At 69.3% G+C, this 16,910-nt stretch carries 20 protein-coding genes; 13 read left to right on the top strand and 7 right to left on the bottom strand.

Features of this window, described 5'->3' with window-relative positions; genetic code table 11:
* Both panB and panC read left to right on the top strand, forming a co-directional pair.
* Positions 1-584 (top strand): 3-methyl-2-oxobutanoate hydroxymethyltransferase (panB, locus tag VFH59_RS15370; protein ID WP_325165789.1); only part of this gene is annotated, 584 nt, incomplete at its 5' end.
* A 22-nt stretch (positions 585-606) separates the two neighbouring features.
* Entirely contained in the window at positions 607-1,452 is an 846-nt protein-coding gene (gene panC, locus VFH59_RS15365) for a pantoate--beta-alanine ligase (protein WP_325165788.1), read from the top strand.
* Between the two features lie 42 nt (positions 1,453-1,494).
* Here the strand turns inward: panC and VFH59_RS15360 are convergent, their stop codons facing one another.
* Positions 1,495-1,941: a DUF2147 domain-containing protein gene (locus VFH59_RS15360; RefSeq protein ID WP_325165787.1), complete on the bottom strand. Its 447-nt coding sequence runs from the start codon at positions 1,939-1,941 to the stop codon at positions 1,495-1,497.
* Between the two features lie 161 nt (positions 1,942-2,102).
* Between VFH59_RS15360 and apbC the strand changes: the two genes are divergently transcribed.
* The 4 genes from apbC to VFH59_RS15340 all read left to right on the top strand — a co-directional run bounded on the left by apbC (position 2,103) and on the right by VFH59_RS15340 (position 5,012).
* Positions 2,103-3,197, top strand: a complete 1,095-nt coding sequence (gene apbC / locus VFH59_RS15355) for an iron-sulfur cluster carrier protein ApbC (protein WP_325165786.1) — start codon at positions 2,103-2,105, stop codon at positions 3,195-3,197.
* A complete protein-coding gene (locus VFH59_RS15350) occupies positions 3,194-3,748 on the top strand; it encodes an NADPH-dependent FMN reductase (RefSeq protein WP_325165785.1) in 555 nt (184 codons plus the stop codon). The genes apbC and VFH59_RS15350 overlap by 4 nt, the downstream gene beginning before the upstream one ends.
* Before the next feature lie 120 nt (positions 3,749-3,868).
* Positions 3,869-4,435 carry a dCTP deaminase gene (dcd, locus tag VFH59_RS15345; RefSeq protein ID WP_325165784.1) on the top strand — a complete coding sequence of 189 codons (567 nt, stop codon included), beginning with the start codon at positions 3,869-3,871 and terminating at the stop codon, positions 4,433-4,435.
* A gap of 94 nt (positions 4,436-4,529) precedes the next feature.
* Positions 4,530-5,012, top strand: a complete 483-nt coding sequence (locus VFH59_RS15340) for a hypothetical protein (protein ID WP_325165783.1) — start codon at positions 4,530-4,532, stop codon at positions 5,010-5,012.
* A gap of 45 nt (positions 5,013-5,057) precedes the next feature.
* Here the strand turns inward: VFH59_RS15340 and VFH59_RS15335 are convergent, their stop codons facing one another.
* Together VFH59_RS15335 and VFH59_RS15330 are read right to left on the bottom strand one after the other, a co-directional pair.
* On the bottom strand, positions 5,058-5,468 hold the full coding sequence (locus VFH59_RS15335; RefSeq protein WP_325165782.1) for an HIT family protein: 411 nt from the start codon (positions 5,466-5,468) through the stop codon (positions 5,058-5,060).
* Positions 5,465-6,133, bottom strand: a complete 669-nt coding sequence (locus tag VFH59_RS15330) for a dienelactone hydrolase family protein (RefSeq protein ID WP_325165781.1) — start codon at positions 6,131-6,133, stop codon at positions 5,465-5,467. The genes VFH59_RS15335 and VFH59_RS15330 overlap by 4 nt, the downstream gene beginning before the upstream one ends.
* Before the next feature lie 142 nt (positions 6,134-6,275).
* Between VFH59_RS15330 and rimO the strand changes: the two genes are divergently transcribed.
* Genes rimO through VFH59_RS15315 form a run of 3 tightly spaced genes read left to right on the top strand, consistent with a single transcriptional unit; the run spans position 6,276 to position 8,905 of the window.
* Positions 6,276-7,613: a 30S ribosomal protein S12 methylthiotransferase RimO gene (gene rimO / locus VFH59_RS15325; RefSeq protein ID WP_325165780.1), complete on the top strand. Its 1,338-nt coding sequence runs from the start codon at positions 6,276-6,278 to the stop codon at positions 7,611-7,613.
* 6 nt (positions 7,614-7,619) lie between these two features.
* Positions 7,620-8,441, top strand: coding sequence for a DUF3025 domain-containing protein (locus VFH59_RS15320; RefSeq protein WP_325165779.1), 822 nt, complete (start codon positions 7,620-7,622; stop codon positions 8,439-8,441).
* Positions 8,442-8,500: 59 nt separating this feature from the next.
* Positions 8,501-8,905 (top strand): DUF202 domain-containing protein, encoded by a 405-nt coding sequence (locus tag VFH59_RS15315; RefSeq protein WP_325165778.1) that lies wholly within the window; start codon positions 8,501-8,503, stop codon positions 8,903-8,905.
* Here the strand turns inward: VFH59_RS15315 and greB are convergent.
* Positions 8,890-9,396, bottom strand: coding sequence for a transcription elongation factor GreB (gene greB / locus VFH59_RS15310; protein ID WP_325165777.1), 507 nt, complete (start codon positions 9,394-9,396; stop codon positions 8,890-8,892). The genes VFH59_RS15315 and greB overlap by 16 nt on opposite strands.
* Positions 9,397-9,509: 113 nt before the next feature.
* Positions 9,510-11,006, bottom strand: coding sequence for a helicase HerA-like domain-containing protein (locus tag VFH59_RS15305; RefSeq protein ID WP_325165776.1), 1,497 nt, complete (start codon positions 11,004-11,006; stop codon positions 9,510-9,512).
* A gap of 140 nt (positions 11,007-11,146) precedes the next feature.
* Here VFH59_RS15305 and VFH59_RS15300 point away from each other — a divergent pair, with 140 nt between their 5' ends.
* Positions 11,147-12,628, top strand: a complete 1,482-nt coding sequence (locus VFH59_RS15300) for a transglycosylase SLT domain-containing protein (protein ID WP_325165775.1) — start codon at positions 11,147-11,149, stop codon at positions 12,626-12,628.
* 94 nt (positions 12,629-12,722) lie between these two features.
* Here the strand turns inward: VFH59_RS15300 and VFH59_RS15295 are convergent, their stop codons facing one another.
* Positions 12,723-13,175, bottom strand: coding sequence for a hypothetical protein (locus VFH59_RS15295; RefSeq protein ID WP_325165774.1), 453 nt, complete (start codon positions 13,173-13,175; stop codon positions 12,723-12,725).
* A gap of 89 nt (positions 13,176-13,264) precedes the next feature.
* A complete protein-coding gene (asd, locus tag VFH59_RS15290) occupies positions 13,265-14,116 on the bottom strand; it encodes an archaetidylserine decarboxylase (protein ID WP_325165773.1) in 852 nt (283 codons plus the stop codon).
* Between the two features lie 93 nt (positions 14,117-14,209).
* Between asd and prmB the strand changes: the two genes are divergently transcribed.
* The 3 genes from prmB to aroC all read left to right on the top strand — a co-directional run bounded on the left by prmB (position 14,210) and on the right by aroC (position 16,909).
* Positions 14,210-15,130, top strand: a complete 921-nt coding sequence (gene prmB / locus VFH59_RS15285) for a 50S ribosomal protein L3 N(5)-glutamine methyltransferase (RefSeq protein ID WP_325165772.1) — start codon at positions 14,210-14,212, stop codon at positions 15,128-15,130.
* Positions 15,131-15,150: 20 nt separating this feature from the next.
* Positions 15,151-15,693, top strand: coding sequence for a GNAT family protein (locus tag VFH59_RS15280; protein ID WP_325165771.1), 543 nt, complete (start codon positions 15,151-15,153; stop codon positions 15,691-15,693).
* 127 nt (positions 15,694-15,820) lie between these two features.
* Positions 15,821-16,909 (top strand): chorismate synthase, encoded by a 1,089-nt coding sequence (gene aroC / locus VFH59_RS15275; protein WP_325165770.1) that lies wholly within the window; start codon positions 15,821-15,823, stop codon positions 16,907-16,909.
* The last annotated feature ends 1 nt before the right edge of the window (position 16,910 follow it).

Genomic DNA, 16,910 nt, shown 5'->3' with positions numbered 1-16,910 from the left:
CCCGCGGGCTGACCTCCACGCTGCTGATCGCCGACCTGCCGTTCATGGCCGACCGCGACGTGGCGCACACGCTCGAGGCGGCCGCGCGGCTGGTGGGCGAAGCGGGCGCGGCGGCCGTCAAGCTCGAGGGCGCCGCGCCGCACCTGCTTGATGCGATCGCCACGCTGACCGCGCGGGCCGTGCCGGTGTGCGCGCACCTGGGCCTCACGCCGCAGTCGGTGCACAAGTTCGGCGGGTTCCGCATCCAGGGCCGCGAGCAGGAGGCCGCCGACCGCGTGCTGGCCGAGGCGCTCGCGGTGCAGTCGGCGGGAGCCGACCTGCTGGTGCTCGAAGGCGTGCCCAGCGCGCTGGGCGAACGGATCACCCGGGCCGTCGGGATCCCCGTGATCGGCATCGGTGCCGGCCCGCATTGCGACGGCCAGGTGCTGGTCATCTACGACATGCTCGGCATCACGCCGGGCAAGCGTCCGAAGTTCAGCAAGGATTTCCTCGCCGGCCGCAATTCTGTGGCCGAGGCCATCGCGGCCTTTGCCGGGGACGTGCGCAGTGGCGCCTTCCCGGCACCGGAACACTGCTTCGACTGATCCTTTCGGGAAACCCACGCCTATGCAGACAGTGCAAGACGCCGCCGGTTTGCGCGCCGCCATCCGCGGCTGGCGCGGCCAGGGCCAGACCGTGGGTTTCGTGCCGACCATGGGCAACCTGCACGAAGGCCACCACTCGCTGATCAAGCTGGCCCGCGCCCGCGCGGACCGCGTGGTGGCCAGCGTGTTCGTCAATCCGACGCAGTTCGGGCCGAACGAGGATTTCGAGCGCTACCCGCGCACGCTGGCGCAGGACCAGGCGGGGCTCGCCGAGATGGATTGCGACCTGTTGTTCGCGCCGGACGTGGCGACCATCTACCCGTTCGGATCGGCGCAGAGCGTGCGGGTGCAGGTTCCGGCCGTCACCGATACGCTCGAGGGCGCACATCGTCCCGGCCACTTCGACGGCGTGGCCACGGTGGTGTGCAAGCTGTTCAACCTGGTGCAGCCGGACGTGGCGGTGTTCGGCCAGAAGGATTTCCAGCAACTGAAGGTGATCGAGCGCATGGTCCGCGACCTGGCGCTGCCGCTGAAAGTGGTCGCCGCGCCGACCCTGCGCGCGGCCGATGGCCTGGCGCTGAGCTCGCGCAACCAGTACCTGTCCGCGGCCGAGCGTTCGCTGGCGCCGCAGATCCACCTGACGCTGCTGAAGATGCGCGAGCTGCTGGAGAAGGGCCACGCCCGCAAGGTGATCGAACAGGCAGCGGCCTCGACGCTGGAGCGGGCGGGGTTCGCGCCGGACTACGCGGTGATCCGCCGCGCCGAAGACCTTGCCGAGCCCGCCGACGACGAGCGCCAGGGCCTGGTGGCGCTGATCGCCGCGCGGCTGGGCGCCACGCGGCTGATCGACAACCTGCTGCTCGATTGAAGAGGGCGGGGCACGGCCCGCCCCGCTGGTAGGTGCGCGGCGTTACTGCTGCCGTTCCCACACCTGGCTGCGGCCGAGCAGCGCAAAGCCGATGTAGCCGTGCACGTCGAGCTTCTGCCCGCCATCGAGCATGCTCAGCTTCACCTTGTAGGTCTTGCCGTTGTGGGGGTCCAGGATCTTGCCGCCGTCCCACACGTCGCCATCCCGGGTGACGCCCCACATGATCACCATGCCTTCGACCGGCTGGTCCTTGCGCTCGCCTTCGCACTTGCTGCAGAGCGGGTGCGGGCCCTCGTCCGATTGCAGCACCTGCAGCACCCTGGCCTGCAGTTGCCCGTTCTGCTCGGTGATCTCAACGATCGACTTGGGTTTGCCCGTCGCGTCGTCGATGGTCTTCCAGGTGCCGACCGGGGTGTCGTTGGCGGCGTAGGCCGCGACGCTGCCGAGCAGCAGGCCGGCGGCCAGCGCCAGGCGGAACAGTTGCTTCATGGGTTGCCCTCCCGTACGAAAGCGTACGGTGAGCAGACTGGCGAGCCGCCGCGGGGCCGTCAAGCTGCGTTGCGCAACGTCCGCCGGCCTGACCTGCATCAGGCGGGGCAGGCGGCGCGGCTGGCATAATGGGCGGCCTGCAGACCCAAGTACCTATCCTCATGAGCGAAGTGAACGAGGCGCGCGTGCGCCAGCTGCTCGGCGGCCTGACCGATCCGCATACCGGCGCGTCCGTCGCCGACGCCGTGCGGGCGGTGGGCGTCGACGGCGCGCGGGTGTCGGTGGACATCCAGCTGGGCTATCCCGCCGCCTCCGTGATCGAGGCGCTGGCCGCGCGCGTGCGCCAGGCGCTGGAGGCCGACCCGGCGATCGAGGCGGCGAGCGTGTCGGTCGGCAGCCGCATCCAGCCGCACAAGGTGCAGGGCGTGCTGGCGCCCTTGCCGAACGTCAAGAACATCATCGTGGTGGCGTCCGGCAAGGGCGGCGTGGGCAAGTCCACCGTCTCGGCCAACCTGGCGCTGGCGTTGCAGGCCGAGGGCGCGCGCGTCGGCGTGCTGGACGCGGACATCTACGGTCCCAGCCAGCCGCGCATGCTGGGCATCGAGGGCAAGCCGCAGTCACCCGACGGCAAGAGCATCATCCCGATGCAGGCGCATGGCCTGCAGGCGATGTCGATCGGTTTCCTGGTCGATCCCGAGACGCCGATGATCTGGCGCGGCCCGATGGTCACCCAGGCGATGATGCAGCTGCTCAACGACACCCGCTGGGACATGCTCGACTACCTGGTGATCGACCTGCCACCCGGCACCGGCGACATCCAGCTCACGCTCTCGCAGAAGGTGCCGGTGGCCGGTGCGGTCATCGTCACCACGCCGCAGGACATCGCGCTGCTCGATGCGATCAAGGCACTGAAGATGTTCGAGAAGGTCGAGGTGCCGGTGCTTGGCCTGGTCGAGAACATGGCCACCCACGTGTGCTCGAACTGCGGCCACGAGGAACACGTATTCGGCAGTGGTGGGGGCGCACGCATGGCCGAGCAGTACGCGGTGCCCTATCTGGGCTCGCTGCCGCTGGACATCCGTATCCGCGAACAGGCCGACGGCGGCACGCCGACCGTCGCGGCGATGCCCGATTCGGACCTGGCCGCCCGCTACCGCGAGATCGCGCGCAACGCTGCCGGCCGGCTCTCGCGCCAGCCACGCAACAAGTCGCTCGGGCTGGGCAAGATCGTGGTGCAGAACGCGCCGCCGGCATGAGGACGGGGCGCAAGCGGGTCCTGTGCCTGTCGGGGAGTCTGCGTCGGCGATCGGCCAATACCGCGGCGCTGCAGGCGGCTCAGGCGCTCGCGCCTGCCGGGCTGGAGCTGGTGCTCTACGGCGGCCTCGACGCGCTGCCGCTATTCAATCCGGACGTGGAAGTCGAGGCGCTGCCGCCCGTGGCGACGGCCTTGCGCGAGGCGGTGGGGCAGGCCGACGCGCTGCTGATCGCCTGCCCCGAATACGCCCATGGCGTGCCGGGCGCCTTCAAGAACCTGCTCGACTGGCTGGTCGGCAGCCTGGAGTTCCCCGGCAAGCCGGTGGCGCTGCTCAATGCCTCCGGGCGCGGTTCGCACCATGCGCAGGACGCGCTGGTGGAGATTCTCCGGACCATGTCCGCACGTGTGCTGGGCGGGGCTTGCGGCACCGTGGCACTGCCGGGGGCCGGCTGCAGCCGCGAGGACATATTGGCCAGTCCCGAGCGCTGCGCCGAGCTGCGTGCGTTGCTGGCTGCGCTGGAGCGCGCGCTCGTCGCCGGAGTTTCCCTGTAGGGAGGAGCACTTTCGTGCGGCCGGTGCATGGCGGTCGCGCACCCGGCTGGCGCCGGCAGCGCCCGACCGTGTATTTTCCCCGCTTTGCGCCCGGCGACCGGGCCATCGATGGAGTGCCGCGTGAGCATCAAGTCCGACAAGTGGATCCGCCGCATGGCCGAAGGGCACGGCATGATCGAGCCGTTCGAGCCGGGCCAGGTGAAGGTGCGCGAAGGCAGCAAGCTGGTCTCCTACGGCACCTCCAGCTACGGCTACGACGTGCGCTGCGCGCGCGAGTTCAAGATCTTCACCAACATCAACTCCACCATCGTCGACCCCAAGGCGTTCGATCCGGAGAGCTTCGTCGACGTGCAGGCGGACGTGTGCATCATCCCGCCCAACTCGTTCGCGCTGGCGCGCACCGTCGAATACTTCCGCATCCCACGCAACGTGCTGACCATCTGCCTGGGCAAGAGCACCTACGCGCGCTGCGGCATCATCGTCAACGTGACGCCGCTGGAGCCCGAATGGGAAGGCCATGTGACGCTCGAGTTCTCCAACACCACGCCGCTGCCGGCCAAGATCTACGCCAACGAGGGCGTGGCGCAGATGCTGTTCCTGGAGTCGGACGAAGAGTGCGAGACCAGCTACAAGGACCGCGGCGGCAAGTACCAGGGCCAGCAGGGCGTGACCCTGCCGCGCACCTGATCGGCCGCCTGAATCGCGCCGCCCGCGAGCGGTCGTTGTACACCCCCCCGGCGCTACACTGCGCCTGTTCCCAGGTTCGACCCAGGAGATCCCCATGACCCGCTTCACGACCCTGTTCCACCGCGCAGGCGCCGCGCTCCTGCTGGGCAGCCTGCTGGCCCTCGGTGGCTGCCACCACGAGAGCGTCAAGGAGCAGGCCGCCATCGCCAAGGTGCAGAACGAATTCGACGCCACCATCAAGGCATACAAGAGCGGCCAGTTCCTGGTCGACGGCGCCGTGCTCTCGGCCCTGGATACCGGCAGCCACTTCGCCTACCTGAAGGATGTCGGCAAGCTGCCCAAGACCGTGCTGCTGCTGCCGAGCGACGAGTCCAGCGTCCGCAAGACCCACCTGCAGTTCATGGCGCGCATGCAGCTGGACTACGGCTTTACCGTCTACTACGACGACGACGGCACGCTCAAGAAGATCAACCCGGTGCAGACCAAGGCACGCGCGCTGGAGGACTACCACGCGCCGGTCAAGACGGACAATGAACTCGACGGCAAGGACGCCGTCGGTCGTACCCACCAGTACTGACCTCGAACCCGGCCGGCGCCTCCCTTTGGGGCGCCGGCGGGGCGATCACAATCTTTCGCGGAGGCGCTCGATCAACGCGTGCCGGGCGGCTTCGCCGTAGGGCGTCGCCCGACCGCTGCCCCACACCGGGCCGGGCCACGCGGCATCGCCCTCCTGCCGCGCCACCACGTGCACGTGCAGCTGGCGCACGATATTGCCCAGCGCGCCCAGGTTGAGCTTGTCGCACGGCGCCACTGCGCGCAGCGCGGCCCCGGCGCGGTCGACTTCGTGCCACAGCAGCGTGCGCTCCGAGGGCGTCAGGTCCGCGATCTCGACCAGCCCGGCGCGCTGCGGTACCAGCACCAGCCAGGCAAAGCGCGCGTCGTCCATCAGTCGCGCCTCGCAGAGGTCAAGCCGGGCCACCGGGAGGCTGTCGGCCGCCAGCCGCGGGTCGAGCATGAATCCCACGCTGCTCATGCGCCTGCCAGCTCCCTGTCGAAGAAGGCCAGCGTGCGCTGCCAGGCCAACCTGGCGCTGGCTTCGTCGTAGTGCGGGTCGTGGTCGCGGTTGAACGCATGCCCGGCCGGGTAGGTGAAGACGTCCATCTGCGGCAGCCGCTCGCGGTGTTTGGCCACGGCTTCGGGCGGAATGCTGCTGTCGTGTTCGCCGAAGTGGAACATCACCGGCGCCTTGGGCGTTTCGCCCAGGAAGGGGACGTTGCGCGCCCCGTAATAGCTCACCGAGGGCAGCCCCAGCCGGAGCGCGGCAAGCAGCGCGACCGTGCCACCCCAGCAGTAGCCGACCGCGCCGATCCGGCCCGCCGAGGCGATCGTCTCGGCGGCGCTGGCGACATCTTCCACCGCGCGTTCCAGCCCGAGTTCGGTGACCAGCTCCTTGCCGCGCGCCATGCCGTGCTCGTCGTAGGGAAGCTCCAGGCCGCTTTCCAGATGGTCGAAGAACGCCGGGGCGATCGCGGTATAGCCGGCCGCCGCGAAGCGGTCGGCCACGCTGCGGATGTGCGCGGTGACGCCGAAGATCTCCTGGATCACCACCACGCCGCCCTTGGGCCTGCCCTCTGCCCTGGCGAGGTAGCCGCCGATGCACTGCGTGCCGCTGGTGGGGATGTTGATCGACTGGCCCATGGCCTCCTCCTGCGTGTGTCCTGCGATTGTAAGTGGGGCAGGGAACAAGGAGCGGGGAACAGGGAGCGTGAAGGGGCGGCCGCGGGCGCCCGCATTCCCCGTATAATTGCCCGTTTATCCAGCACTTCCCCGGTATCCACCCATGTCGCAGGCTTCCCCCAAGATCGGTTTCGTCAGCCTCGGCTGCCCCAAGGCGATGGTCGACTCCGAGCGCATCCTCACCCAGCTCAAGGTCGAGGGCTACCAGATCGTCCCCAGCTACCAGGCGGCCGATGCGGTGGTGGTCAACACCTGCGGTTTCATCGACGCGGCCGTGCAGGAATCGCTGGACGCGATCGGCGAGGCGCTGCACGAGAACGGCAAGGTAATCGTCACCGGCTGCCTGGGCAAACGCTCCGAGCTGATCCGCGAGGCCTATCCGGAAGTGCTCTCCATCAGCGGCCCGCAGGACTACGCCAGCGTGATGAGCGCGGTGCACACGGCCCTGCCACCTCAGCGCAACCCGCTGCTGGACATCATCCCCGACACCGGCATCAAGCTGACGCCCAAGCACTACGCCTACCTGAAGATCTCCGAAGGCTGCAATCACCGTTGCAGCTTCTGCATCATTCCCTCGATGCGCGGCGACCTGGTCTCGCGCCCGGTCGACCAGGTGCTGGTCGAGGCCGAGAAGCTGGTCAAGGGCGGCGTCAAGGAACTGCTGGTGATCTCGCAGGACACCAGCGCCTACGGCGTGGACCTCAAGTACGCCGAGCGCGAGTGGCGCGGCAAGGCGTACCGCACGCGCATGACCGAGCTGTGCCAGGGGCTATCGGAACTGGGGGTGTGGACCCGCCTGCATTACGTCTACCCGTACCCGCACGTGGACGAGGTGATGCCATTGATGGCCGAGGGGAAGATCCTTCCCTATCTGGACATCCCGTTCCAGCACGCCAGCCCGCGCATCCTCAAGCTGATGAAGCGGCCGGGCAACATCGACCGGACGCTCGAGCGCATCCGCAACTGGCGCGCGGCGGTGCCGGACATCACGTTGCGCAGCACCTTCATCGTCGGCTTCCCCGGTGAAACTGACGCCGAGTTCGAGGAGCTGCTCGACTTCCTGCGCGAGGCGGAACTGGACCGCGTCGGGGCCTTCGCCTACTCGCCGGTGGAGGGCGCCAAGGCGAACGGGCTGCCCGATCCGGTGTCCGAGGAGCTCAAGGAGGACCGCCTGGAACGCTTCATGGCGGTGCAGGCGGAGATTTCCGCGGCCAAGCTGCAGCGCAAGCTCGGGCGTACGCTCACCGTGCTGGTCGACGAGGCCGGGGCCGGAGGAGCGGTGGCACGTTCGGCCGCCGATGCGCCGGAGATCGACGGCGTCGTGCACATCGCCGATGGCCAGGCCCTCAAGCCGGGCCAGTTCGTGCAGGTGGTGGTCGAGGGCGCCGATGAGCACGACCTGCACGCACGCCTGGCGCAACCGCTGCTGAAGGTCGTCTAGGCCTCCATGCGCTACGTCGCGCCGGCGCGCGAGGCGGTCGATCCGGCCGTGTTCGGGCGACCGCCGCTGGCTGGCTGGGGCGAGTTCGCCGACTTGCTGCAAGGGCCTGAATGGCCCTCGCTCGATGCGCTCAATGCGCGCTGGCCCGCCGGAGCCCGCGAGCGCTTCGTGGCACAGACGCCCGAGCTGCTGGCCGATGGCCGCCACTACGAACAACGCATTGCCCACAGCGGCGCCATCGCCACCCGCGAGCGCAACTGGCACGACCTGTTCAATGCGCTGGTGTGGCTGCGCCATGCGCCCCTCAAGCATGCACTCAACGCGCAGCAGGTACTGGAAGTGGCCCGGGTCGGCCCCCGGCAACGCTCACGCCCGCAGTGTGCGCTGACCCATTTTGACGAAGGCGGTGTCATCCTCCGGGTGTGCGATGAGCGCCTGCTCGCCTTGTGGGATGCGCACGACTGGCACGGTCTTTTCTGGCGCGAGCGCGCCGCCTGGACCGATGGCCGGCTGGCGCTGGTGGTCTTCGGCCATGCCTTGCTGGAACATGGGCTCACGCCGGACAAGCTGCTGGTCGGCAAGGCGCTGGCCCTGCTGGGCGACGACGAAACCCCGGCCTGCGGGCTGGTCGCCCGGGCCATCGAGGACGGTCGCGTGCTGCGCGATCCGCAGGAACTGCGCCCGCTGCCGCTCTCGGGTGTGCCGGGCTGGCACCCGGATGGCGACCGCGAGGCCTTTCATCATCACGCCCCGTGCTATCGCCCGTTGCGTCCGGGTCGCCGCTACCCTGCGCCCCTGGCGCTGCCTCGTGCGCGGGGGCGAGGCTGACGGCGCCTTGACGCAGCGGGCGCAACGCTGGGCACCCGCCTAGAGACGAGCAACGCAGCGTGATCCCGCGTTTCAACGACCACGCGGCCAACGAACGCACCTACCTGGCCTGGGTGCGCACCGCGATCGCGGTGATGGCATTCGGCTTCCTGGTCGAACGCTTCGACCTGTTCCTCACCTATGCCTCGTCGAGCGCCTCGCACGCGGCGCGCAAGCTGCACCTGCACCTGCGTTTGACTGAATGGGTCGGTCTGCTGCTGATCGTGTTCGGCGCGCTGATCATCCTGCTCGCGTCGGCACGCTTCCTGCGCAACCGCCGCGACATCGCGCAGGAGCGCATGGAGGCCTACGCCGGACCGGTCGGCGAGAAGCTGCTGGCGGCGATTTTGGTGCTGCTGGGTCTGTTTTTGGTGGTGTATGTGGGCCAGGAACTGGCGGCGCTGGGCAGTCAGCCGGACGTGTAGTCGACCGCGACGATGGCGAAGCGGGTCGGGCCGCCCGGCAGTTCCACCTCGAACTCGTCGTCCAGCCGTTTCTTGAGCAGCGCGCGTGCCATCGGCGAGTCGATGCTGATCCAGCCGCGCCGCGCGTCGGTCTCGTCCGGCCCGACGATGCGGTAGCGCACCGTTTCGCCGCTGTGGGCGTTCTCCAGCTCCACGCTGGCGCCGAAGAACACCGTCCCGCGGTCGGCCGGCATGCCCTCGGCCACCTTGAGCAGGGGGATGCGCTTGCTGAGGTAGCGCACGCGGCGGTCGATTTCCCCCAGCTGTTTCTTGCGGTAGGTGTACTCGGCGTTCTCCGAGCGGTCGCCCTCGGCGGCGGCCGCGGCGAGCGCCTTGACCACCTCCGGGCGCAACGTGTGCCAGAGATGGTCGAGTTCGGCCTTCAGTTTCTCGAAGCCCTCCCGCGTCACGATCGCGGTCGAGGAAGGGGCGGGCGGGCGCCAGCGGCTCATGCGGTGCCCGCCGGTCGGCACGGCGGCGCGGCCGCCACTTCGGCAAGCGCCGATGCCTCATCCGGCGGGCCCAGGGCAGCGGGCAGCCCCGTGTCGGTGGTGACCGGGGCCATTCAACGCCTCCCGCCGAAGATGCCACCCAGCACGCCGCGCAGGACCTGCCGGCCCAGCTGGCTGCCCATGGTGCGCACGGCCTGCTTGCCCATGGTTTCGAGCAGACCCTGGCGACGCCTGGTGCCGAACAGCGCGTCGTGCACGGCGCCGCTCCAGGCGCCGGTGTCCGATGCGGGCGCGGGCGGCTCGGCGGCGGTCGTCGCCGAGGCCGTCCGGGCGTCGGTGCGACGGGCAAGCATCTCGGCCGCCGAGTCGCGGTTGAGCGGCGTGTCGTACTTGCCGCCGACCGGCGAGCGCTGGCGCACCGTCGTGCGCTCGGCCTCGCTGATGGCGCCGATGCGGCAGCGTGGCGTGGCCACCATCACGCGCTCGACCGGACTGGGCACGCCGCCCTCGCGCAGGGTCGAGGCGAGCGCCTCGCCGACGCCGAGCTGGCCGATCGCCTCGGCCACGTCGAGCTTCGGGTTGGGGGCGAAGGTCTCGGCGGCCGCGCGCACCGCCTTCTGGTCGCGCGGGGTGAACGCACGCAGGGCGTGCTGGATGCGGTTGCCGAGCTGGCCCAGGATCTCTTCGGGCACGTCGTCCGGGTTCTGCGAGCAGAAGTACACGCCCACGCCCTTGGAGCGGATCAGCCGCACCACCTGCTCCACGCGCTGGCGCAATGCGGGCGGGCAGTCGTCGAACAGCAGGTGCGCCTCGTCGAAGAAGAACACCAGCTTGGGCCGGTCCAGGTCGCCCACTTCCGGCAACTGCTCGAACAGCTCGGACAGCAGCCACAGCAGGAAGGTCGCGTAGAGGCGCGGCTTGAGGATCAGCTGATCGGCGGCGAGCACGTTGACCACGCCGCGGCCGCTCATGTCCTGGCGCATCAGGTCGGAGAGTTCGAGCGCAGGCTCGCCGAAGAAGTTCTCTCCGCCGGCCTGTTCGAGCGCCAGCAGCGCGCGCTGGATGGCGGCGATGCTGGTCTTGCCGATCAGGCCGTACTGGGCGGAGATGTCCTTGGCGTTTTCCGCGGCGAAGGCGAGCAGGGCGCGCAGGTCGGCCAGGTCCAGCAGCAGCCAGCCCTGGTCGTCGGCCAGCTTGAACACGATTTCCAGCACGCCCTGCTGGATGTCGTTGAGTTCCAGCACGCGGCCGAGCAGGGTGGGGCCCATTTCGCTGACGGTGGTGCGCAGCGGATGGCCGTGCTTGCCGTAGAGGTCCCAGAAGATCACCGGGTTGGCCTGCGGCTGCCAGTCGGCGAGGCGGAGTTTCGACAGGCGCGCCTGGATCCTGTCGTCGGGCTCGCTTGCCGGCACGGCCAGGCCGGCCAGGTCCCCCTTCACGTCGGCCAGCACGCAGGGCACGCCCAGGCGGGAGAAGCCTTCGGCCAGCACCATCAGCGAGACCGATTTGCCGGTGCCGGTGGCGCCGGCCACCATGCCGTGGCGGTTGCCGTAGCGCGGTTCCAGCATCACCTCGGCGGTGTCATTGCGGCCAACCAGGATCTCGGACATGCAGGCGCTCCGTGCGTGGGATGGGCGATTGTAGCCAGGCGGATGCAGGTCGCAGTTCAGAGATTCTGGCGGGCGCCGCGGTTTTGGCATCGGGGGTGCATGCGCTAAGGTGAATGTATTCCTGCCGTCAAGCTTTCGTCATGCCGCTGTCTACCCTTGCCCACCGTTTCCGCCTGGCGCCGCTGGCTGCCGGGCTCGTCCTGCTTACCGCCTGTGCCAGCGGAGGCGGCAGTCGCGCGCCTGATGGCGTGAACGCGCTGTATACGCAGCTCGACCAGGCCAGCAAGGGCTACGAGACCGCACTGCAACAGGCGCGCGAAGGCGACGACCAGGCGTCGGAGCAGAGCCTCGAGGACTCGCTCGACAGCCTCAAGCAGGCCGCGGCGCGCTGCGGTGACACGCCCGGTTGCGACTCGCAGCGCTTCTTCTCCGTGTTCGACCGCCTGCTGCGCCTGAAGGACGGCAGCTTCTTCGGCGCTGACGACCTGGAAACCGTGGGCGAGCAATCGCCGGAGGAAGCCGTCGCCAGCGAGCCCGGTGGCGCCGCGGCGCTGCCGCAGGCACAGCGTGCGGTCACCCTGCTGCGCGGGCACAAGCTCTCCGAGCTGATCGCCATGAACGGGCCGGTCAAGGCCGCGCTGGAAATGTGGCTGACCCAGTGGCGCTCGAACCTGGTCGATACCTGGGTCAACTACCAGTACATGCGCTACGAGATGTGGCCGCAGTACGAGAAAGCGGACCTGCCGGAGGCGCTGCTCTTCGGCATCATGGCCAAGGAGTCCGGCGGCAAGGTCCACGCGGTCTCGCGCTCGGGCGCCGCCGGCCCGCTGCAGTTCATGTACGCCACCGGACTGCGCTTCGGCCTGAACAGCCAGAACGGCTTCGATACCCGGTTCGATCCGTCCGAATCGGCGCGCGCCAACGCCGCCTACATGGACGAGCAACTGAAGGCGTTCAACGACAACCTCGAGCTCTCGCTGGCCGCCTACAACGGCGGCGAAGGCCGAATGCGCCGGATGGTGAACGGCAATACCGATGTCAGCTTCTACGACCCGGCGATCTACAACCAGCTGTCGGAGGAAACCCGCGAGTACGTGCCGGCGGTCCTGGCGGCGGCGTGGCTTTTCCTGCACCCGGACAGCTACAACCTGCATTTCCCCAAGATCGACGGCGCGCCGGGCCACGTCACCCTCAAGCGCCCGGCCTCGCTGTCCGAACTGACCATCTGCCTGGGCTCGGCCCAGGGCATGGACAACGGCTGGTTCCGCACCCTGCGCAACCTCAATCCGCGGCTCAACCCGCAGGACCAGCAGCCGGCCGGCACCCAGTTGCAGGTGCCCAAGGAACTGGAGAGCGTCTATGCCTCCCGCTGTATCGACGGGCCGTGGCCAATCCTGGCGAGCGACCTGCACTCGGCGGTGGTGCCGGAGGTGGTCAGGCCCGAGCCGCGCCGGACCGTGCATCCGCACTCGCGCTACGTCGTGCGCCGCGGCGACACGTTGATCGGCATCGTGCACCGGCTGGGTTGCTCGGACGTGCGCGAGCTGTCCGACCTCAATGACCTCAAGCACCACCGTATCCGCGCGGGGCAGGTGTTGCGGTTGCCCGCGTGTCGGCGCTGATACGGGCCTCCATGCCGGGCCCGCCTGGCGGGCCCCAGGCGCCAGTGGGACCGGGGGCATCTTCGCTGGCGGGTTTCCCGCCAGGAAGGGTTTTTCAGGCGGCAGCGCTTGGTTGCATCCAGTTCTCCGCCCCGTCTTCGCGCTCGCCGGCGCCGCCGCGGTGCAGTTCCTTCAGCTCTCGCACCACGCGCAGCAACTGCCGGTGGCGCGAACGCACGGCCGGGTGGGGTGAATCCTTGGTCTCGTGGTAAGCCACCGCAAGCCACAGCGCGATGCCGCGCAGGGCGATTTCCGAGTTGTCCGAGCTGGCGCGAGCCAGGCCGGTGTCGGTGCCACGGCCCCAGGGCAGGTAACGGTCCTGCGGCGACGTACCGTAGAGATGCGGGAAGTCGCTGCGCGCCGCCTGGCCGATTTCGCGCAGCGTGAGCAGGCTCAACCTCGCACGGGCGGAGGCGGACAGCGCGTCGAGATGCTTACTGATGCGGCGGAACTGCCGTTCCAGCTGCTGGCCTCGCACGAAGGCGATGAGCGGGACGATCGATCGCATGGGTTTTCCCCCGGAGCCGGTAGACGGCCGGAGCATAGCCAAGCGGCATGGCGAGGTACGCCCAAAACGTCACAGAATGACGTTTTGCGTCAATCCGAGGGCAGCGGGCGCCGCCCCAGCCGCTGACCCAGCTTCACCGTCTGCTGCGACGCGAGCGCGTCCAGCTCGATCATCCCCGGCGGCAACAGCAGGATGACCGTCGAGCCCATGTTGAAGCGCGCCATCTCGGCAAACCTCGCCAGCGTGATCCCCTGGCCGGCGAACGACTTGCGGCGGACATGCGAGGCGTAGGGCGGAATCACCAGCCCGTCCCAGACGGTTGCTACCGACGACACCAGCACCGCGCCGACCATCACCGCCACGAACGGACCGTTCGGACTGTCGAAATGACACACCAGCCGCTCGTTGCGGGCGAACAGGCGGGGGATCGCCTCCACCGCGAACGGTGCCACGCTGAAGATCCGCCCGGGGATATGCACCGTCTCGCGCAGCGTGCCGCCGAGCGGCATGTGTACGCGGTGGTAGTCGCGCGGGGACAGGTAGATCGTGACGAAATCGCCGTCCTTGTAAGGCTCCGCCGCAGCCGCGTCGCCAAGCAGTTCGGCCGCCGTGTAATCCTGGCCCTTGGCCTGGAAGATGCGTCCGTCGACGATGCGGCCGGCCTGGCTGATGCGCCCGTCCGCCGGCGAGACCAGTGCGGTCGGGTCGCCGTCCTCGTGCCGCGCGTTGGGCTTCAGCTTGCGGGTGAAGAACGCATTGAAGTGCTGGTAGGCAAGCGGATCGGGCTGCGCCGCCTCGGTCATGTCGACCTTGTAGCGATGCACGATCTGGCCGATCAGGAAGTTCTTCCATGGCCGCCAGGTCCAGCGTGTGGCCCAGTAGACCACTCGCGAGAGGGCGCGGTGGGGGAGGAGGTATTGGACGAGGACGGCGAAAGTCATCCGGCCAGTATAAGCCGCCAGCGGTTCGCCCTGGGCCCGGCGGTGAGGGATAATCGCCGATCCTCCACGCCGCGCCCCCGACAGGAAAGGCCAGTGACCGCCGAACTTGCCAGCATCATCGACTTCATCCGTTACGGCGCCAGCCGCTTCTCCGCCGCCGGGCTGACCTTCGGGCACAGCCACGACAACCCCATCGACGAGGCGACCCACCTGGTGCTGGCCAGCCTCCACCTGCCGCCGGACATCCCGCCGGCCTATGGCGCCGGCAGGCTCACCGCCGAGGAGCGCAAGCGCGTGCTGGAGCTGATCGAGCGGCGCGTCAACGAGCGGTTGCCGGTGGCCTACCTGGTCGGCGAGACCTGGTTCGCGGGGCTCAAGTTCAAGAGCGACCGCCGCGCGCTGGTGCCGCGCTCGCCGATCGCCGAACTGATCGAATCTGGCTTTGCGCCGTGGCTCGACGGTCGCCACGTGGAGCGTGCACTGGACCTTTGCACGGGCTCCGGCTGCATCGGCATCGCCATGGCCGAGTACCACCCGGACTGGCAGGTGGACATCGTGGACATCAGCGACGACGCACTGTCGCTGGCGCGCGAGAACATGGCCTTCCAGCACGTCGAGGGCCGCGTCGAGGCGATCAGGTCCGACCTGTTCGATGGCGTCAAAGGGCGTCGCTACGACCTGATTGTCTCCAATCCGCCGTACGTGACCGAGGGCGAATACGCTGCGCTGCCCGGTGAATACAGCCACGAGCCCAAGCTCGGCCTGACCTCCGGCGAGGACGGCCTCGACATCTGCCTGCGCATTCTCGACCAGGCTGCCGACCACCTGAGCGACGACGGCCTGCTGATCGTCGAGGTCGGCGAAAGCGAACACGCGCTGGCGGCGCTGCTGCCGCAAGTGCCGTTCGTGTGGATCGAGTTCAAGGTCGGCCCGATGGGCGTGTTCGCACTGGAGCGGCGCGACCTGCTCGAACACGCCGACGCGATCCGTGCCGCGGCCGACGCGCGTCGCTGACGCGCAGCCGGAGGAAGGGCGTGGAACTGGTGACCGCCCGCCTGCTGCTCGATCGTCTGTGCCCGGAAGACGCCGAGGCCCTGTTCGCCTGCCGCGCCGACCCGGCCGTGGCGCGCTTCCAGGGCTGGCGGCCGGCGAGCGTCGCGGAGGCGCGCGCCTTCATCGAGGCGCAGGCCGAGCCGGCGCCAGGGCTGTGGTTCCAGCGCGCGATCCGCCGGCGTGACGACCACGCGCTGATCGGCGACCTCGGCGTGTGCCTGCCGGCGACGCGTGGCGATTCGGTCGAGTTCGGGATCAGCCTGGCTCCCCTGCACCAGGGCCGTGGCCATGCTCGCGAGGTGCTGCAGGCGGTGTTCCAGCAGGGCTTCGATGTGCTCGGCTGGCGCCGCATCCACGCGTCGGTGGACCCGCGCAACACCGCCTGCATCGCCCTGTTGCGTGCGCTGGGCATGCGCCAGGAAGCGCATTTCCGCGAGAGCCTGTGGCTGCATGGCGAGTGGGTGGACGATGCGGTATTCGCGATCCTCGCCCGCGAATGGCAGGCGACAGCGGCACCCCGGTAGGAGCGCGCCGGTGCGGGACCGCCATCCCTGCCCGGGGGCGGGTGCGGTGCACGGTCGCGCGGGAGTCCGCTCCTCCGTGCAGGCCGGCGAGCGGCTATGCTTGGACATTCGGTTCCGGACGCGCGGCATGTCCAGCAATTCCTTCGGCAAGCTCTTCACCGTCACCACCTTCGGCGAAAGCCATGGGCCGGCGATCGGCTGCGTGATCGACGGCTGTCCACCGGGGCTGGCCATCGCGCCGGAGGAGTTCCGCCACGACCTCGACCGCCGCGCCACCGGACGCAGCCGGCACACCTCCCAGCGCCACGAGGCCGACGAGGTGGAGATTCTCTCCGGCGTCTACGAAGGCCACACCACCGGCACCCCGATCGCGCTGCTGATTCGCAATACCGACCCGCGCAGCAAGGACTATCGCGAGATCGCGCAGACCTTCCGGCCCGGTCACGCCGACTACACCTACTGGCAGAAATACGGCATCCGCGACCCCCGGGGCGGCGGTCGCGCCTCGGCGCGCGAGACCACCATGCGCGTGGCGGCGGCGGTGATCGCCAAGAAGTGGCTCGCGCAGCGCCACGGCGTGCGCGTGCGAGGCCACCTGGCGCAATTGGGCGAGGTCGTGCCGCGCGGCTTCGACTGGGAGGCGGTGGAGGCCAACCCGTTCTTCTGGCCGGATGCGGGGCAGGTCCTGGAGCTGGAGGCGACGATGGACGCGCTGCGCAAGTCCGGCGACTCGGTCGGCGCGCGCGTCAACGCCGTGGCCGAGGGCGTGCCGCCGGGCTGGGGCGAGCCGGTCTACGGCAAGCTCGATGGCGACCTGGCGGCAGCCATGATGTCGATCAACGCGGTCAAGGGCGTGGAGATCGGCGCCGGCTTCGCGGCCGTCGCCCAGCGCGGAACCCAGCACCGCGATCAGATGCATTTGGACGGCTTTACGTCCAATCACGCCGGTGGCATCCTTGGCGGGATCAGCACCGGGCAACCGGTCACGGTGTCGGTCGCGTTCAAGCCCACCTCCAGCATCCTGGTGCCGGGGCAAAGCGTGAACCTGGCAGGGGAGCCGGTCGACGTCGTGACCAAGGGGCGGCACGATCCCTGCGTGGGCATCCGCGCCACGCCCATCGTCGAGGCGATGCTGGCCCTGGTGCTGATGGATCACGCACTGCGCCACCGTGCCCAGTGTGGCGACGTGGGGCCGGTCGCCCCGCGAATCGCCTGAG

Origin of the sequence: Frateuria sp., from assembly GCF_035695185.1 — a bacterium.
Lineage (GTDB): Bacteria > Pseudomonadota > Gammaproteobacteria > Xanthomonadales > Rhodanobacteraceae > Frateuria_A.
This window is presented reverse-complemented; position numbering and strand designations above follow the sequence as displayed.

Excerpts from the sequence above, each read along its gene's own strand:
- panC (WP_325165788.1), top strand. The coding sequence starts at position 607 with ATGCAGACAGTGCAAGACGCCGCCGGTTTGCGCGCCGCCATCCGCGGC.
- VFH59_RS15360 (WP_325165787.1), bottom strand. The coding sequence starts at position 1,941 with ATGAAGCAACTGTTCCGCCTGGCGCTGGCCGCCGGCCTGCTGCTCGGC.
- apbC (WP_325165786.1), top strand. The coding sequence starts at position 2,103 with ATGAGCGAAGTGAACGAGGCGCGCGTGCGCCAGCTGCTCGGCGGCCTG.
- VFH59_RS15350 (WP_325165785.1), top strand. The coding sequence starts at position 3,194 with ATGAGGACGGGGCGCAAGCGGGTCCTGTGCCTGTCGGGGAGTCTGCGT.
- VFH59_RS15340 (WP_325165783.1), top strand. The coding sequence starts at position 4,530 with ATGACCCGCTTCACGACCCTGTTCCACCGCGCAGGCGCCGCGCTCCTG.
- VFH59_RS15335 (WP_325165782.1), bottom strand. The coding sequence starts at position 5,468 with ATGAGCAGCGTGGGATTCATGCTCGACCCGCGGCTGGCGGCCGACAGC.
- VFH59_RS15330 (WP_325165781.1), bottom strand. The coding sequence starts at position 6,133 with ATGGGCCAGTCGATCAACATCCCCACCAGCGGCACGCAGTGCATCGGC.
- rimO (WP_325165780.1), top strand. The coding sequence starts at position 6,276 with ATGTCGCAGGCTTCCCCCAAGATCGGTTTCGTCAGCCTCGGCTGCCCC.
- VFH59_RS15320 (WP_325165779.1), top strand. The coding sequence starts at position 7,620 with ATGCGCTACGTCGCGCCGGCGCGCGAGGCGGTCGATCCGGCCGTGTTC.
- greB (WP_325165777.1), bottom strand. The coding sequence starts at position 9,396 with ATGAGCCGCTGGCGCCCGCCCGCCCCTTCCTCGACCGCGATCGTGACG.
- VFH59_RS15305 (WP_325165776.1), bottom strand. The coding sequence starts at position 11,006 with ATGTCCGAGATCCTGGTTGGCCGCAATGACACCGCCGAGGTGATGCTG.
- VFH59_RS15300 (WP_325165775.1), top strand. The coding sequence starts at position 11,147 with ATGCCGCTGTCTACCCTTGCCCACCGTTTCCGCCTGGCGCCGCTGGCT.
- VFH59_RS15295 (WP_325165774.1), bottom strand. The coding sequence starts at position 13,175 with ATGCGATCGATCGTCCCGCTCATCGCCTTCGTGCGAGGCCAGCAGCTG.
- asd (WP_325165773.1), bottom strand. The coding sequence starts at position 14,116 with ATGACTTTCGCCGTCCTCGTCCAATACCTCCTCCCCCACCGCGCCCTC.
- aroC (WP_325165770.1), top strand. The coding sequence starts at position 15,821 with ATGTCCAGCAATTCCTTCGGCAAGCTCTTCACCGTCACCACCTTCGGC.